Annotated in this window: 15 protein-coding genes and 1 tRNA gene; 3 read left to right on the top strand and 13 right to left on the bottom strand. The window is 71.3% G+C overall.

The window, feature by feature from the left end; all coding sequences use genetic code 11:
- Positions 1-129: 129 nt before the first annotated feature.
- From ABEB03_RS11805 to ABEB03_RS11820, 4 genes are all read right to left on the bottom strand, one after another.
- Entirely contained in the window at positions 130-420 is a 291-nt protein-coding gene (locus tag ABEB03_RS11805) for a hypothetical protein (protein ID WP_345646015.1), read from the bottom strand.
- A gap of 114 nt (positions 421-534) precedes the next feature.
- Positions 535-1,416, bottom strand: a complete 882-nt coding sequence (locus tag ABEB03_RS11810; RefSeq protein WP_345646018.1) for an SDR family oxidoreductase — start codon at positions 1,414-1,416, stop codon at positions 535-537.
- Complete coding sequence (locus ABEB03_RS11815; protein WP_345646021.1) at positions 1,413-2,372, bottom strand: alpha/beta fold hydrolase; 960 nt, start codon at positions 2,370-2,372, stop codon at positions 1,413-1,415. Before ABEB03_RS11815 ends, ABEB03_RS11810 begins: the two co-directional genes overlap by 4 nt.
- Positions 2,369-3,907: a flavin-containing monooxygenase gene (locus ABEB03_RS11820; RefSeq protein WP_345646024.1), complete on the bottom strand. Its 1,539-nt coding sequence runs from the start codon at positions 3,905-3,907 to the stop codon at positions 2,369-2,371. The genes ABEB03_RS11815 and ABEB03_RS11820 overlap by 4 nt, the downstream gene beginning before the upstream one ends.
- 416 nt (positions 3,908-4,323) lie before the next feature.
- Here ABEB03_RS11820 and ABEB03_RS11825 point away from each other — a divergent pair, with 416 nt between their 5' ends.
- The gene (locus tag ABEB03_RS11825) at positions 4,324-4,962 is read left to right on the top strand and encodes a MerR family transcriptional regulator (protein WP_345646990.1); all 639 of its coding nucleotides are present in this window, start codon (positions 4,324-4,326) and stop codon (positions 4,960-4,962) included.
- A gap of 65 nt (positions 4,963-5,027) precedes the next feature.
- Here the strand turns inward: ABEB03_RS11825 and ABEB03_RS11830 are convergent, their stop codons facing one another.
- Complete coding sequence (locus ABEB03_RS11830) at positions 5,028-5,831, bottom strand: exodeoxyribonuclease III (RefSeq protein WP_345646027.1); 804 nt, start codon at positions 5,829-5,831, stop codon at positions 5,028-5,030.
- A gap of 58 nt (positions 5,832-5,889) precedes the next feature.
- Here ABEB03_RS11830 and ABEB03_RS11835 point away from each other — a divergent pair, with 58 nt between their 5' ends.
- Positions 5,890-6,366, top strand: coding sequence for a GNAT family N-acetyltransferase (locus ABEB03_RS11835; RefSeq protein WP_345646030.1), 477 nt, complete (start codon positions 5,890-5,892; stop codon positions 6,364-6,366).
- A 157-nt stretch (positions 6,367-6,523) separates the two neighbouring features.
- On the opposite strand, the gene ABEB03_RS11840 is transcribed toward ABEB03_RS11835, so the two are convergent.
- The 7 genes from ABEB03_RS11840 to galU form a co-directional block, all read right to left on the bottom strand.
- Positions 6,524-6,597: transfer RNA gene (locus ABEB03_RS11840), tRNA-Ala, on the bottom strand.
- 97 nt (positions 6,598-6,694) lie between these two features.
- Positions 6,695-7,948, bottom strand: coding sequence for a divisome protein SepX/GlpR (gene sepX / locus ABEB03_RS11845; RefSeq protein WP_345646033.1), 1,254 nt, complete (start codon positions 7,946-7,948; stop codon positions 6,695-6,697).
- A gap of 169 nt (positions 7,949-8,117) precedes the next feature.
- Positions 8,118-8,792 (bottom strand): GNAT family N-acetyltransferase, encoded by a 675-nt coding sequence (locus ABEB03_RS11850; protein WP_345646038.1) that lies wholly within the window; start codon positions 8,790-8,792, stop codon positions 8,118-8,120.
- 26 nt (positions 8,793-8,818) lie between these two features.
- Positions 8,819-9,358, bottom strand: a complete 540-nt coding sequence (locus ABEB03_RS11855; protein WP_345646041.1) for a MogA/MoaB family molybdenum cofactor biosynthesis protein — start codon at positions 9,356-9,358, stop codon at positions 8,819-8,821.
- Positions 9,355-9,834: a cyclic pyranopterin monophosphate synthase MoaC gene (gene moaC, locus ABEB03_RS11860; RefSeq protein ID WP_028804863.1), complete on the bottom strand. Its 480-nt coding sequence runs from the start codon at positions 9,832-9,834 to the stop codon at positions 9,355-9,357. Before moaC ends, ABEB03_RS11855 begins: the two co-directional genes overlap by 4 nt.
- 150 nt (positions 9,835-9,984) lie before the next feature.
- Positions 9,985-11,307 (bottom strand): molybdotransferase-like divisome protein Glp, encoded by a 1,323-nt coding sequence (gene glp, locus ABEB03_RS11865; protein WP_345646046.1) that lies wholly within the window; start codon positions 11,305-11,307, stop codon positions 9,985-9,987.
- Between the two features lie 4 nt (positions 11,308-11,311).
- Positions 11,312-12,214, bottom strand: a complete 903-nt coding sequence (galU, locus tag ABEB03_RS11870) for a UTP--glucose-1-phosphate uridylyltransferase GalU (RefSeq protein ID WP_095934918.1) — start codon at positions 12,212-12,214, stop codon at positions 11,312-11,314.
- Positions 12,215-12,347: 133 nt separating this feature from the next.
- On the opposite strand from galU, the gene ABEB03_RS11875 reads away from it, so the two are divergent.
- A complete protein-coding gene (locus ABEB03_RS11875) occupies positions 12,348-12,923 on the top strand; it encodes a 5-formyltetrahydrofolate cyclo-ligase (protein WP_345646053.1) in 576 nt (191 codons plus the stop codon).
- 202 nt (positions 12,924-13,125) lie between these two features.
- Here the strand turns inward: ABEB03_RS11875 and ABEB03_RS11880 are convergent, their stop codons facing one another.
- Positions 13,126-15,870, bottom strand: coding sequence for a penicillin acylase family protein (locus ABEB03_RS11880; RefSeq protein WP_345646055.1), 2,745 nt, complete (start codon positions 15,868-15,870; stop codon positions 13,126-13,128).
- Positions 15,871-16,099 lie beyond the last annotated feature (229 nt).

Consider the following 16,099-nt stretch of genomic DNA (forward strand, 5'->3'; position numbering starts at 1 on the left):
CCTCACCCACCCGCACAAGGCGACGCCCCCCGACCAACCACCCCCGTAGCCCCACCCGCACACACAAAAGAAGCGGGGTGCCCACCCGCAAAGGGGGCACCCCACTCCCGGCTCAAGCGAGCGCAGCGACTAGGCGTCGTAGTCCTGGTCGAAGCGGTCCTGCGCCTCACGCTGGGTACGCTCCGCGTCCTGCGTGGAGCGGTCACGACCCTGCTGGCCACGCTCGCGGCCCTGCTGGGCACGCTCGCCGCCCTGCTGAGGACGCTCGTGACCCTGAGGCGAGCGCTCGTGACCCTGAGGCGAACGCTCGTGGCCCTGCGGCGAACGCTGGCCCGGCTCCTGGCGGGCGTCGCCCATCTTCTTCTTCGCCTGCTGCTTCATCTGCTCGGCCTTCTCCTTGAACTGGTCCTGCATGCCCATGAGATTCACTCCCGTTTCGGGTGAGGGGGATCGGGCTCGACCAGACTGACACGGCACGACTACGCACGCATTTCGATCAGTCACGCATGGTGACCAACCCGGGGAAGCCGCAGGTCACTTGCGTGTCCGCTCCTCCTCGTCGGCAGCCCCGCCGGCCCCGACCAACCCGGTGCGGACCTCGCTCAGCCGGGGTTCGAACCGGCGCATCTCGCGCTGCCCGACCGCCCCGATGATCCCGGGCAGACAGCCGCGGATGCCCTGCATGCCACGCAGCCACCACTGCGCGTACACATGGCTGGAGCGGCGCTCGATCCCGGCGACGATCCGGTCGACGGCCGGGCCCAGCGGATAGGTCTTGTTGGAGGGCCACGGCAGCCGCTGCCGCAGTTCGCGCATGACCTCGTCCTGATCGGCGCCGCGCACCATGTCGGTGTCGGTCCACGACAGGTACCCGACGCCGACGCGTACGCCCTTGTAGCCGACCTCGGCGCGCAGGCTGTGCGCGTACGCCTCCACGCCCGACTTGGACGCGCAGTACGCCGTCATCATCGGGGCGGGGGTGATCGCCGCCAGCGAGGCGATCTGGAGCAGGTAGCCCCGGCTCTCCGTCAGCACGGGCAGGAACGCCCGGGCCGTCACCGCCGATCCGATGAGGTTCACCTCGATCACCCGCCGCCAGGCGACGGGGTCGGAGTCGACGAAGGGCCCGCCGCTGGCGACACCGGCGTTCGCGACGACGATGTCCACCTTGCCGAACCGCTGCTTGACCTCCTCGGCGACCCGCGCCATCGCCTCGTGGTCGGTGACGTCGGCGTACCAGTGGTCGCTCTCGCTGTGCAGTCGCTCCGAGACCTGCTTGAGCGCGTCCGCCTCCAGCCCGACGAGCGCGACCTTCGCGCCGCGTGCGGAGAGCTTGCGCGCGAGGAGTTCACCGACGCCCCGTGCCGCTCCCGTGACGACCGCGACCTGTCCTTCCAGGCTCACCCTGCTGCTCATGCGCCCTCCTTGATCTCCGCGCCGTCCGCGGCGCTCTTCGCCGCGCCGCCCGCGCTGTCCGTGTACGCCGAGACGAGCTCGCGTATGCGGGAGGTCACCAGCTCCGGTGCCTCCACCGGTGTCATGTGCCCGAGTCCCGGCAGCTCGGTGGCACCGACGCAGTTCGGCAGCGCCGCCACGAGGGCGCGCGCGTGCACGACCGGGGTCAGCCGGTCCGCCGTCCCCGCGACCACGGCCGTGGGCACCCGCAACTCCCTGACACCGTGGTCGAGATCGAGCGCTTCGAGGACGGCCGACCAGGCGTGCCGCACCTTGCGCGGGCAGGCGTGCACGATCCGCGCGCACGCCTCGACCATGGCGGGCGACGAACCGGCCCCCATCGTCGCGTACTTGAGGATCCGCCGGGCGAGCGGAGTGACGGGACCGAGCGGGGCCCGGGAGCCCAGGACGGAGCGGGTGAGGCGGGTCCGCAGCCGCCCCGCGCGCATCGGCACCACGCGCGCCTCGGCGACCAGCCGCGAGCTGCCCGTGCTGCACAGCAGGGCCGCCGCGGCGTGCTCCCGGAAGCGCGGCCTGGCCGAGGCCGCCATGAGCGTCATACCGCCCATGGAGTGTCCCGCCAGGACGGCCTTCTGGCCCGGTGCGAGGGTGGCGGCCAGCACCGCCTCCAGGTCGTCGGCGAGCGCTTCGGTGCTGCACGCGGCGCTCGCGGGACTGCGTCCGTGCCCGCGCTGGTCGTAGGCGACGACCCGGTGGTCGGCCGCGAGGTCACGGATCTGCGCCGCCCAGAAGGCGGTGGAGCAGGTCCATCCGTGCGCGAGGACGACGGTGGGCGCGTCCTCGGGTCCGTGCACCTCGACGTGCAGGCGCGCGCCGTCGGCGGAGACGACGGTCAGTTCCCGGGCCGGCGCGGGAGGCGCGTACGCCCCGTGCACCACGTGCGTCAGTCGGCTCATGCCCCTGCCTCCACCTTGTTCCTGCGGGCGCCCTTGCGGCGCGGCTCGCCCGCGTCCCGGGGCTCGGGCGCGCGCAGCACCTCGTACTCCCCGAGGTCGACGCGGCGCGTGGCGCTGCGGAACTCGCTCGTCGTACCGGGCCAGATGGTGGTGTTGACGCCATTGGCGTCGAGGTACCAGCTGGTGCAGCCGCCGGTGTTCCACACCGTGCGCTTCATGCGTTCCTGGACCCGGTCGTTCCAGGCGTCCACCGCGGCGGGGCGCGCGTCGAGGGCGGCGCGGCCCCCGAGGACGTCCAACTGCCGTACGAAGTCGGCCATGTAGTTCAGCTGGGACTCGATCATCAGGATCATGGACGAGTTCCCGAGACCGGTGTTGGGCCCGATGATCGTCATCCAGTTGGGGAATCCGGCCGCGGTGGCGCCGCGCAGCGACTTCATCCCGGTGCTCCAGGTCTCGGCGAGCGTCCGGCCCTCCGCGCCGACGACCCGTTCGGCGATCGGCATGTCGGTGACGTGGAAGCCGGTGCCGAAGACGATCGCGTCGACCTCGGCCCTGCTGCCGTCGGCGGCAACGAGGGTCGAGCCGTCGATCTCGGCCAGCCCGGAGGCCACCACGTCGACATTCGGCCGGGTGAGCGCGGGGTAGTAGGTGTTGGAGAGCAGGATCCGCTTGCAGCCGATCCGGTAGTCGGGGGTCAGCTTCGCGCGCAGCGCCGGGTCCTTCACGGCGCGCGCGATGTTCCGCTTGGCCAGCCGCTCCACCAGGCCGAGCTCGTCGGGCCGCTTGGTGAACGCCTGGACCTGCAACTCCCTGATGCCCCACAGGAGTCCGCGCCGGGCCTGGGTGGTGAACGGCAGCTGCCGGTGCAGCCACCGCTCGGCCCCGCTGATGGCCCGGTCCACGCGCGGCATCACCCACGGCGGGGTGCGCTGGAAGAGCGTCAGCCGCTCCACGTCGGGCTGGATGGACGGCACGATCTGGATGGCGGAGGCGCCGGTGCCGACCATGGCGACGCGCTTGCCGCGCAGGTCGTAGTCGTGGTCCCAGCGGGCCGAGTGGAAGACCTTGCCGGGGAAGGTGTCGATCCCCGGGATGTCCGGGACCTTGGGGTCGGAGAGCGGCCCGGTGGCGGACACGACGATGTCGGCCGTGAGCCGGCCGCTGCTGGTCTCGATGGCCCAGTGCAGCTTCTCGGCGTCCCAGGTCATCATCTTGACCTCGGAGTCGAAGCGCAGGTGGGGCCGGAGCCGGAAGACGTCCGCCACGTGCTCCAGGTACGCCCGGATGTGCTCCTGACCGGAGAAGGTGCGCGGCCACTCGGGGTTGGGTGCGAACGAGAACGAGTACAGGTGGGAGGGCACGTCGCAGGCGCAGCCGGGGTAGCTGTTGTCGCGCCAGGTGCCGCCCACGCTGCCGGCCCGCTCCAGGACGACGAAGTCGGTGATCCCCTCGCGGCGCAGCCGCACCGCGGCCCCCAGCCCGCCGAAGCCGGACCCGATCACCGCCACCCGTACATGCTCGTGCTCGGTCATCCCGACGCCTCCCTGGTCCGCACGACTCTGCCAGTGAACACTGGCGCAATGGGGAGAGTAGAGCAGCGGCGTACTGATGGGTAGGGGTCGCGACCGGGAAAGTTACCGGGGGTACGACGTAGGGTGCGGAGGTGGCCGAGGGATCAGGAAAGCGGGGCGCCGGGGCGCGCGAGCGGGGCGTGAGGGCGCGGACGCGACGTGACGACCCGGCACGGAAGCACGGCTCGCCGGCGCCGGACCGTCCGGACACCGGCACGGCGGACCGGTCCGGCACGGCGGCCCGCCGAGGGCCGGAAGCCGGCACGGCGGGACGGTCCGGCGGCGTGACGCGGGGCCCCGGCGCGGCATCGGCCCCCGAAGCGGGCACCGGCCCACGCGCACCGGGAACGACCGGCCCCGGCAGGCGCGAGTACCGGATGGAGGAGCTGGCCAAGGAGGCCGGCATCACCGTGCGCACCCTGCGTTTCTACCGGGAGCGCAAGCTCATACCGCCGCCCCGCCGCGAGGGCCGCATCGCCTGGTACGACGACACCCACCTGGCCCGGCTGCGCACGATCTCGGCACTGCTGGAGCGCGGCCACACCCTCAACGGCATCGCCGAGCTGGCCGAGGCCTTCGACCACGGCCGTGACGTGGGCGAGCTGCTCGGCCTGGGCGAGCCCACCGAGGAGACCCCGGTCCGCCTCTCCCCCGAGGCGCTGGCCGACGTCTTCGCGGGCCAGGCGACCCCGGAGAATCTCGCCGCCGCCCTCGACCTCGGCTACCTCGGCACCGACGGGGGCGAGATCGTACACATCAGCCGCCGCCTGCTCGACGTCTCCGCGGCCCTGGTCCGCGAGGGCATCCCGCTCGCGGACGTACTGGGCGCGGCCCGCCGCGTACGCGACCACGCCGACGCGCTCGCCGAACTCTTCACCGGCCTCGTCCTCACCCAGGACCGTTCCACGGAGGACCTCCAGCGCCTGCGTCCGCTCGCGAAGAGCGTGGTGGAGGCGGAGCTGTCGATGGCACTGGACCGACGCCTGCGCGCGCACGGGGACGACCGGGACGCCTAGCCGCTCAGGCCGCGGCGGGCACGGACCGGAGGGGTATGGCGCCCCGCCGCGCCCGGGGCGACCGCCTAGTGGTCGTAGACGACGGTGACCGGCGCGTGGTCGGACCACCGCTCCGCGTGGGTCGCCGCCCGCTCCACGTATCCCTTGAGGGCCTTGCCGGCGAGGCCCGGCGTGGCGACCTGGTAGTCGATGCGCCAGCCGGTGTCGTTGTCGAAGGCCCGGCCGCGGTACGACCACCACGAGTAGGGTCCCTCGGCGTCGGGGTGCAGGGCGCGCACGACGTCGACGTAGCCGCCGTCGCCCGCGTCGAGGACCTGCCCCATCCAGGCCCGCTCCTCGGGCAGGAAGCCGGAGTTCTTCTTGTTGCCCCGCCAGTTCTTGAGGTCGGCCTCCTGGTGGGCGATGTTCCAGTCACCGCAGACGACGACCTCGCGCCCGTCGGCGGCGGCCCGCTCCCTGAGCACCTTCAGATGGGCGAGGAACGCCTCCATGAAGCGGACCTTCTCGTCCTGCCGCTCGGTACCGACCTCGCCGGAGGGCAGATAGAGGCTGGCCACGGTCACGCCGGGCAGGTCCGCCTCGACGTAGCGCCCGGCAGCGTCGAACTCCTCGGACCCGAAGCCGATCCGGACGCTGTCGGGCTCACGGCGTGTGTAGAGGGACACACCTGCCCGCCCCTTCGCGGCGGCGGGAGCGTGCACGACGTGCCACCCGTCGGGCGCCCGCACCTCCTCGGGGAGCTGCCCCGGCTCGGCCCGCACCTCCTGGAGGCAGAGCACGTCGGCGGAGGTCTCCGCGAGCCACTCCACGAAGCCCTTCTTCGCGGCGGCCCGGAGCCCGTTCACATTCACAGAGGTCACAGTCAGCACTCGGGCACGATACTTAATCCGTAGCCCTGACCCTATGCATAGGAGTACGATTGCCTGTATGAATATCCGGTCCGTTCCCTTCGACCACCCCGACGCCGTCAAGCTCAACGACCAGGTGCAGGCCGAATACGCCGAGCGCTACGGCGACGACGGCGATGCCACACCGCTCGACTCGGCGATGTTCGCCCCGCCGCTGGGGCTCTATCTCATCGCGTACGACGAACAGGACCGTCCGGTGGCCACGGGCGGCTGGCGCACCCAGGAGGAGAACGACGAGGGGTACTCCGACGGCGACGCCGAGCTCAAGCGGATGTATGTGATCCCCGAGGCGCGCGGCCTCGGCCTCGCCCGCCGGATGCTGGCCGCGCTGGAGGACGACGCCCGCGCGGCGGGCCGCGCCCGCATGGTCCTGGAGACCGGCTCCAAGCAGCCCGAGGCGGTCGCCCTGTACCGGTCGAGCGGTTACGAGCCCTGCGTGAAGTTCGGCTACTACCGCTTCCACGAGCTGAGCCTCTGCTACGCCAAGGCGCTCTAGCCCCGCGGCCGGCACCGCCGCCGCCCCCCTCGGGCCGGTCTTCTGACCGGCCATCAGGGCTGCCGTCCCGAGCGCAACGCAAAGATCCCGCCCGATCATGAGATCGGACGGGATCCAGTCAACTGCCCCGAGCAAAGCTCGGAAACAGTGATTGCAGTGGACCTGAGGGGATTTGAACCCCTGGCCCCCTCGATGCGAACGAGGTGCGCTACCGGACTGCGCCACAGGCCCTTGCAACGAGTGAAACTCTAGCATCCCCATCGAGGTGCTTGGAAATCCGTTCCTGGCAGGTCAGCCGAGGACTCCCGGGCAGCTCCCGTCCCACCCGTCACTCGTTGGCCGCGCGCGGCCGTTCCCCGTCCTCGTACTGGTCGAAGAGCGGGGTGCGGCCGCGCTCACGGGCGCGCCGGGCGGACGCGGCGCGCCGCGCGTCGCTGCGGCCGTCGTCGGCGCCCTCCGTGCCGTCGGGGGTCTCCTCCGCCACGGGGGCGGTCTCGGGCACGGCCGGTTCCGCGGCGCTGGAGCGCGCGGAACTCCACGCGTCCGGGGCCCCCAGGTCGACGCTGGACGTGGCCCGCGGGGCGACGGGCGCGGTCACGTAGGTCGGCAGCGGAACCGGCACCGGGTCCCAGCTGTCGCCCTGCCCCGGACCGCGCTGGCGCTCTCGCTGCTGGTCGACCCACTCGGCGTGGTCGGTCTGCTCGACGAGCGCGCGGCGGTCGGCCGCGAGGGCGGAGAGACCGGTGTCGGTGTCCGTCACTGGTCCCTCCTCCGGCTCGTCGACACCTTCGTCGAGCGTGGGCCGGCGGCGCGGCTGCCGTTCCCTGAGCCGCTGCGCCGCGGCCTCGGCCCGGCGCCGGTCCATGGTGTAGGTGAAGCGTCGTCGCTCCTGGGCCCGCAGGTACACGATGTACCCGCTCAGCAGCATGGCCGGTACGCCCGGCGCCCACAGGAAGGCGAGGCCGCCCACGGCCGCGACGATCGCGCCGAGCGTGAAGGCGAGGAAGAGCAGCACCGTCGTACGCCTGCGGCGCGCGAGCACCTTCGTGCGCCTGGCCCGTGCTGCGGCCTCCGCCGACGGCCCGCGGCGCGCCCCGGGTGCCCGCCCGGCCGCGGACGGCTGGGCGGACTGGGGTGCGGGCTTGCCCGGCTGCTTGGGGACGGGTCTGGTGGCGCCCGGCGCCTCCTGTGCGGCGCCGCCCGGTCTGGCGGCGGGCCGCGCTGCGGGCTTCTGCTCCGCCTGGGCCGGCGCCTGCGACTGGACCCGCTCCTGCACCTGCGGCCGGTTCTCGGCATGCGCCTGTGTCCGGGACGGAGGCGCGACGAAGGCCCGGACGTCCACCGAATCGGTGGCGTCGCCCGGGTCGGCGCTGGGCTCCCCCTGGTCGGCGGAGCGTGCGCGCAGGTCCTTGGCGTACCGGCGCTCCATACCCGCCCGTCCGGACAGCAGCCGGATGGCGGTGCTGAAGCGTTCCGTCGGACGGGCTTCGTTCAGCTCGTCCTGCCTACGGAGCCACATCGGCACCAAGTAGGCGGCCCAGGCCCCGACGATGACTGCGTAGATGAGGCCGCTGCTGCTCACGCCTCACACGGTAGAGGGGTTTGCATGAGGCCATCTGCCAATTGGGCCGGTGTGTCGCACGATCTGGCTGATATTTCGAGCTTTTTTTGTGACCCATGCGATCAGCAGCTCGCCTGGGAGCGCGAATTTAATGCTCCGAGCCGATCACCCGGCGATCAATTTCGAACACCTATTTCATTTCCCGGCCTTGTCCGGCGTTCCGTGGCCCACTCGGTTTCTGCGGTCCCGTCTGATCCGATCCCACCTGCTCCGAACGGTTCTGCGCCGAGCGCGCGCGACGCCAGCGGCCGAGGAGTCCCTCGGGCACCTCTTCGGCGGTCAGTGCGAAGACGAGATGGTCGCGCCAGGCCCCGTCGATGTGGAGATATCGCGGACGCAGCCCTTCCTCGCGGAATCCGAGCTTTTCCACGACCCGGCGGCTGGGGCCGTTCTCCGGGCGAATGCAGACTTCGATGCGGTGCAGTCCGACCGTGCGGAAGCAGTGGTCGGTCACCAGCGCCACGGCCGTCGGCATCACTCCGCGGCCCGCCACCGACTGGTCCACCCAGTAGCCGATGTGCCCCGAGCACATGGAACCCCAGGTGATCCCCGCGACAGTCAGCTGGCCGACCAGACGCCCCTGGTACTCGATCACGAAGGGCAGCATCCGGCCCGCGTTGGCCTCGGCGCGCAGATGCCGGACCATCTGACGGTACGTCGGCCGGTGGGCGATGGGTCCGCTGGGTGTGGGCGGCGGGATCGTCGCCTCCCAGGGCCGCAGCCAGTCCCGGTTGCGCCGGTTCACCTCGCGCCAGGCCCGCTGGTCGCGCAGCTTTATCGGCCGGAGGACGACGTCGCCGTCCACCAGCTCGACCGGCCAGGATGGGCTGTTCAGCTCGCACCCCCACTGCCACTCGCTCTGGGGTGGTCGCCGCCGCGGATCTGGTCGACGGCGTGGACCACCAAGGGTTCCAGGACGGCGAGGCCGTCCCGCACCCCGCCGGTGGAGCCCGGCAGGTTGACGATCAGCGTGCCGCCGGCGACGCCGGCGAGCCCCCGGGACAGGACCGCGGTCGGGACCTTCTCCCTTCCGTACGCCCTGATGGCCTCGGCGATGCCCGGGATCTCGCGGTCGAGCACCTCGAGCGTCGCCTCGGGGGTGCGGTCGGTCGGTGAGACACCCGTCCCGCCGGTGGTCACGATGACGTCGTACCCGGCCTCGACGCCCGCCCGCAGCGCGGCTTCCACCGGGTCGCCGTCGGGCACGACCTGCGGACCGTCCACGGCGAAGCCGAACGCGGTCAGGCCCTCCGCGATCAGGGGGCCGCCCTTGTCCTCGTAGACCCCGGCGGCGGCGCGGTTGGAGGCCGTGACGACGAGGGCGCTGTACGGCGCCGCGAGAGCGCCGCCCAGGGAGGGGCCGCCGGTCATGAACGGCTCCAGTCGCCGGACTTTCCGCCCGTCTTCTCCTCGACGCGTACGTCCGTGATGACCGCCCCCTTGTCGACAGCCTTGACCATGTCGATCACGGTGAGGGCCGCCACGCTGACCGCTGTGAGCGCCTCCATCTCGACGCCCGTGCGGTCGGTCGTCTTCACGGTGGCGAGGATCTCGACGGCGTCGTCCGCGACCGACAGATCAATTCTCACACCCGACACCGACAACGGGTGGCACAGCGGGATCAGGTCCGGGGTGCGCTTGGCTCCCATGATCCCCGCGATGCGCGCGGTGGCGAGGGCGTCGCCCTTGGGGACCCCCTCGCCGCGCAGCAGCTCGACCACCCTCGGCGAGACCAGGACGCGGCCGCTGGCGCGGGCGGTGCGCGCGGTCACGTCCTTCCCGGATACGTCGACCATGCGGGCGGCGCCCGCCTCGTCGATGTGCGTCAGTCGGTCCTGCGTACTCATGTGCGTGGGCGCTCCCGGTCCGGGCCTGTCGCGGTGCGGCGCGTGGGCCTGTTGTGCGCGACACGTTACCGCCCGTCCGCCTCCGCCCACGCCCCCCTGAGGAACCGCCCGCTCCGCCGGATCGCGGGACGGGCTCCGGGGCCCGCAGGCTCAGCCGAGCAGGACGACCTCCACCTCGGCGCCGGGCTCGACCGAGGTGTCGTCCTCGGGGACGACGATCAGTGCGTCGGCGTGCGCGAGGGCCGCGATCAGGTGGGATCCGGCGCCTCCGACGGGCTTCACCTCGCCGTCCGCGTACGTGCCGCGCAGGAACTGCCGGCGGCCCGCGGGCGAGGTCAGCGCCTTGTCCGCGCTCAGCGTCGCGGTGGTGGTGGGCCGGTGGACGTCCTCGAGGCCCATCAGCGTGCGGATGGCGGGGCGCACGAACAGCTCGAAGGAGACGTACGACGACACCGGGTTGCCCGGGAGCGCCAGCAGCGGGGTGTGGTCCGGGCCGATCGAGCCGAATCCCTGGGGCTTGCCGGGCTGCATGGCGAGCTTGCGGAACTCGACGCCGCCGCCCGCCTCGTCCTCGTCGCCCACGGAGGACAGGGCCTCCTTGACGACGTCGTACGCGCCGACGCTCACGCCGCCGGTGGTCACCACCAGGTCCGCGCGGATGAGCTGGTCCTCGATGGTGGCGCGGAGCGTCTCGGCATCGTCCGCGACCGCACCCACCCGGTAGGAGATGGCGCCGGCGTCGCGGGCTGCGGCGCAGAGGGCGAAGCTGTTGGAGTCGTAGATCTGGCCGGATCCCAACACCTCGTCGGGCTGGACCAGTTCGCTGCCGGTGGACAGCACCACGACGCGCGGGCGCGGGCGCACCCGCACGGTGCCGCGGCCGATCGCGGCGAGCAGGCCGATCTGCGGCGGGCCGAGGATCGTGCCGGCTTCGAGGGCGCGGTCCCCGGCCTTCACGTCGCTGCCCTTCGCGCGCACGTGCGCGCGGGCCTCGGCCGGACGGTGGACGTGCACCTGGCCGGAGGCTCCCTCGGGGGCCGCGCTGTGGGCGCGCATCCCGGAGACCGGGCCCTCGCCCAGGCCTCCGTCCGTCCACTCGACGGGCACGACGGCCTCGGCACCGGGCGGCAGCGGTGCGCCGGTCATGATCCGGGCGGCCTGCCCGGGGCCCACGTGCGGCTGCTCGGCCTGGCCGGCGGCGACATCGCCGACGACGGTGAGGACCGCCGGGTACTCCTCGCTCGCGCCCGCGACATCGGCGACCCGGACCGCGTACCCGTCCATCGAGCTGTTGTCGAACGGCGGCAGGGAGACCGGCACCGTGACGTCCTCGACCAGGACGCAGCCCTGGGCGTCGAGGAGTTGAAGCTCGATGGGTTCGAGGGGGCGGACGGTCGTGAGGATGTCCTCCAGGTGCTCGGTCACCGACCACAGGTGGTCCTGGCCGGTGGCGCGGGTCGCGGCGCTGCTCAAATCCCTACATCTCCTCGGCTACGTAACTGCGAAGCCAGGCCCGGAAGTCCGGGCCCAGGTCTTCACGTTCGCACGCGAGTCTGACAATGGCACGCAGGTAGTCGCCACGATCGCCGGTGTCATAGCGGCGTCCCTTGAAGACCACGCCGTGCACGGGGCCGCCCACCTTCTCGTCCGCTGCGAGCTGCTGGAGGGCGTCGGTGAGCTGGATCTCGCCGCCGCGCCCCGGCTCCGTCTTGCGGAGTATGTCGAAGATGTGGGGGTCCAGGACGTAGCGGCCGATGATCGCGTAGTTGCTGGGGGCGTCCGCCGCGTCGGGCTTCTCGACCAGGCCCGTCACCTTGACCAGGTCGCCCTCCTCGGTGGCCTCGACGGCGGCGCATCCGTAGAGGTGGATCTGCTCGGGCGCGACCTCCATGAGCGCGATGACGCTGCCGCCGCGCTGTTCCTGCACCTCGACCATGCGCGCGAGCAAGGGGTCGCGCGGGTCGATCAGGTCGTCGCCGAGGAGGACGGCGAAGGGTTCGTGGCCCACGTGCGGCGCCGCGCACAGGACGGCGTGGCCGAGGCCCTTGGGGTCGCCCTGGCGGACGTAGTGCATGGTGGCCAGGTCGCTGGACTCCTGGACCTTGGCGAGCCGGTCGGCGTCGCCCTTCTTCTGGAGGGCCGACTCGAGCTCGTAGTTGCGGTCGAAGTGGTCCTCGAGGGGGCGCTTGTTCCGCCCGGTGATCATCAGGACGTCGTCGAGACCCGCCGACACGGCCTCTTCCACCACGTACTGGATCGCCGGCTTGTCGACGACCGGCAGCATCTCCTTGGGAGTGGCTTTGGTGGCCGGCAGGAACCGGGTACCGAGGCCGGCTGCGGGGATGACAGCCTTGCTGATCCTGGGGTGCGACTGAGTCATGCCCGCAACCATAACCGGTGGCTATGTGCGGAACATGTGGCTCCGGTTAATTCGCTCTCATATGAGCGCATTAGAAAGGATACGGGAACCACCTGTGAGCCAGCTCGGACCTGAACCGGAGCCTGACAAGCGAATGTTGCGGCGAGGCCTCCTCGCGGTGAGAAGCGGGTTGACGGCCGGTGACGTGCGGAAAACGGCCGAGAAACTCGCCCTCCGCGCACTGGAGCTGCCCGAACTGGCGCACGCGAGCACGGTGGCGGCGTACGTCTCAGTGGGGAGCGAGCCCGGCACCCGCGCGCTCCTGGACGCGCTCCTCGCGCGCGGGGTGCGCGTGTTGCTGCCGGTCCTGATGGCGGACAACGACCTGGACTGGGGTGCGTACGCCGGGGAGGAATCGCTGGTGCGCGTCCAACACGGCGGGAAGATGGCCCTCTTGGAGCCCGCCGGCGACCGGCTGGGGCCGGAGGCCGTCCGGGACGCGGACGTCGTCCTGCTGCCCGGCCTCGCCGTCGACGCGCGCGGCATGCGCCTCGGGCGGGGCGGCGGCTCCTACGACCGCGTGCTGGCCCGCCTGGAGCGCGCGGGGGCCGATCCGGCGCTCGTGGTGCTGCTGTACGACACCGAGGTCGTCGAGCGGGTGCCGGCGGAGGCGCACGACCGGCCCGTCCACGCCGTGGTGACCCCCTCGGGCGTGCGCCGCTTCCGCTGACGGGCCCCCCGGGTCACGCGAGGGAGCTCCACGCGCGCGTGGCCCGCGCGACCGGAGCCGGCCCCGCACCCGCGGGACCCCCGCGCGAGCGCGTCCGCGCCCGTCCGGCCCGCGGACGGAAGCGGCCCCCCACGCGTGCGTGGAGGGCCACCTCGGCCGGAGCGCGGACCGCGGGCGATGCCCGCGCCGCTCCGTCAGCGCGTCACGGCTTCAGGACCAGGGTGTCGCTCGTCCTGTCGTCGACCGCCTGCTTCGAGAAGGCCCACGGCAGCAGCTCGCCCTTGGCCCACTTGTCCGTCTGGTCGGTGTAGTGGGCGTTGTAGGCGTGTCCGGAGGCTCCGGAGAGGTTGATCCACTTGGACTTGTCGAGGTCCCCGAGGTTCACCACCATCCGCATCGACGGCACCCAGACCACGCTGTAGCCGCCCGCCGCGTTCCAGCCGGTGGCGTTGACCGTCGCCTCGCCGCCGCTGAGCTTCCAGGGCCCGCGGTTGAGCATGTACTTCAGGAAGGCCGGGCCCTCGGTGCCCATCGTCTGGTTCTTCAGGAACAGGCGGTGCAGCCGGCCCCAGCTCCAGGTGTCGATGTCCTTGCCGAGCTTGGCGGTCAGCTCCCAGCGGGCGTCCTTCATGGCCCGCCCGAACAGCTCGTCACGGGTGCCGGTCGCCCGGTCGGTGCGCGTCTTGGGCGACTGCCACCAGTCGTTGCCCTCGTCGTCGATGATCTTGCGGACCACCTCGAACCAGCGGTCGCCGCCGTCCGGCTGCGCCTGGTCGGCATCGCGCTGGCCGCACTCGCGCACCGACCGGTCCTCGTCCGCGGGGCCCGTCGTGTCGACCGGGTCGACCCACAGGCACTGGCCCTTGACGCGCAGTTCCTTGGGCAGCTTGTTGCCGAAGGCGAGCTTGAGGATGTTGCGCCAGGTCGCGTTGAAGTACGCGGCCGCGGCGGAGTCGGCGTCCTGGGTGTAGTCCCAGCCCTCCAGCAGCTTCTGCGCCTGGCGGACGTCCGGGTCGTCGACGTCGATCTTGAGCAGCTTGGGCACGAGCAGCTTGGCGATCTCGCTGCTGTTGTCGAGCTGCATCTGGCGCATGTCGTCGGTCGAGATCTTGCCGCCGCCCTTGATCTTCGACTCGATCAGGTCGGCGATCCGCTGGCTGCGCGTGCCGTAGCCCCAGTCCGTGGTGAGCGTGTAGGGGTACTTGTCCTTGTCGACGACCGCCTGGTTGGCGGTCACGATGTAGCCGCGGTCCGGGTCGTACTCGTAGGGCAGCTCGGCCTGCTTGATGTAGCCGGTCCACTTGTACTTGGAGGTCCAGCCCGGCGACGGGAGCGAGCCGTCGCCCTCGCCGCGGATCGGGATGCGGCCCGGCAGCTGGTAGCCGATGTGGCCCTTGGTGTCGGCGTAGACCAGGTTCTGGGACGGCACGTCGAAGTACGTGGACGCCTTGCGGAACTCCGCCCAGTCGGACGCCTTGTCCATCCGGAAGACGGCGTCCATGGAGGTGCCGGGGTCCAGCGCGGTCCAGCGCAGCGCGATGCCGTAGCCGTCGCCGCGGTCGGGTGCCGCGGTGTCGACGGTGGCCTTCCTGCCGACCTTGACGAGCTCGTCGTCACGGTCGGACAGCAGCGGCCCGTTGTTGGTCTCCCGGACGACGATCTTCTTGGAGGCGCCGCCCGCGACCTTGATCGTCTCCTTGCGGGACTTGAAGGGCAGCACCTTGCCGTCGTACTGGTAGCCGTCGCCGGTGAGCTTCTCCAGGTAGAGGTCGGTGACGTCGACCCCGGAGTTGGTCATGCCCCAGGCGATGTCCTTGTTGTGGCCGATGACCACGCCGGGCATGCCCGCGAAGGTGTAGCCCGAGACGTCGTACTGGCACTTGTCGGAGAGGCTGGTGCAGTGCAGGCCCATCTGGTACCAGACCGACGGCAGCGAGGCCGACAGGTGCGGGTCGTTGGCCAGCAGCGGCTTGCCGGTGATCGTGTGCTTGCCGGAGACGACCCAGGAGTTGGAACCGATGCCGTTGCCGTTCACACCGACGGCCGTGGGCACGTCGTCGAGGACGTCGTAGAGCCCCGAGAGCTGGCTCTGGAAGCCGGAGGGGGCGGTGGCGCCGCCCGTGAGGCCGGTGCCCGCGGTGGTCGTCGAGGTGGTGTCGCCCTGGACGTACGACCCCGTGACGTCGTCGTAGCGGCCCTCCTGCACGATCGCCTTGTTCCGGCTGTACGGGTAGTCGGGGTACAGGTCCGCGATCTGCTTCGGGCCGAGCCGGCTCGTCATCAGCGAGCGGTCGATCTCGTCCTGCATGTTGCCGCGCAGGTCCCAGGCCATCGCCTTGAGCCAGGCCACCGAGTCGACCGGGGTCCACTCCTGGGGCCTGTAGTCGTTGGTGAAGCCGAGGGCCGCGTACTCCAGGGAGATGTCCTTGCCGTCCTTGCCCTTCAGGTAGGCGTTGACTCCCTTGGCGTATGCCTGGAGGTACTTCTTCGTGGACGCCGACAGCTTGGTGTCGTACTCCTGCTTCGCGATCCGGTCCCAGCCCAGGGTCCGCAGGAACTCGTCGTTGTCGACCTGGCCCTTGCCGAACATCTCGGACAGCCGGCCCGAGGTCATGTGCCGGCGCACGTCCATCTCGTAGAACCGGTCCTGCGCCTGCACGAAGCCCTGCGCCATGAACAGGTCCTCGTCGGAGGAGGCGTAGATCTGCGGGATTCCGTAGTTGTCACGCTTGACGTCGACCGGGCCCGACAGCCCGTCGAGCCGGATGCTGCCCTTCGTCTGCGGGAAGGACGCGCGCACGGTGCTGATGCTCCAGTACGCGCCGAAGGCGACGCCTGCTATGACGGCGAGCACCAGGACAATCAAGAACAGACGGGCTTTGCGCCCCTTCTTCCTGCCGGACTTGCCGGGCTTCGTGCCGGAAGAGGCGGTGGTGTTGGGGGGCATCGCTGTCCTTGCTGTCCTAACGCGAGCGGCAGGCGGTCCTGGAGTGCTGGAGCAACCATAGGCGCAGGGCCAAGAGCGCCTTGACGCGGAGTCGGGTAGCCGGGAGCACAGACGTTCGATCTTGTCCCAGGAAGCGTCAAGAAAACGTCAAGAGTTAGGTAAGGTAACGAAGTACTTGCACTGAAGTACCGGATTCCAGTGCTCGGATCCGCGTGCCCGCCGCGGCGGG

The organism is Streptomyces siamensis (assembly GCF_039543605.1).
GTDB lineage: Bacteria > Actinomycetota > Actinomycetes > Streptomycetales > Streptomycetaceae > Streptomyces > Streptomyces siamensis.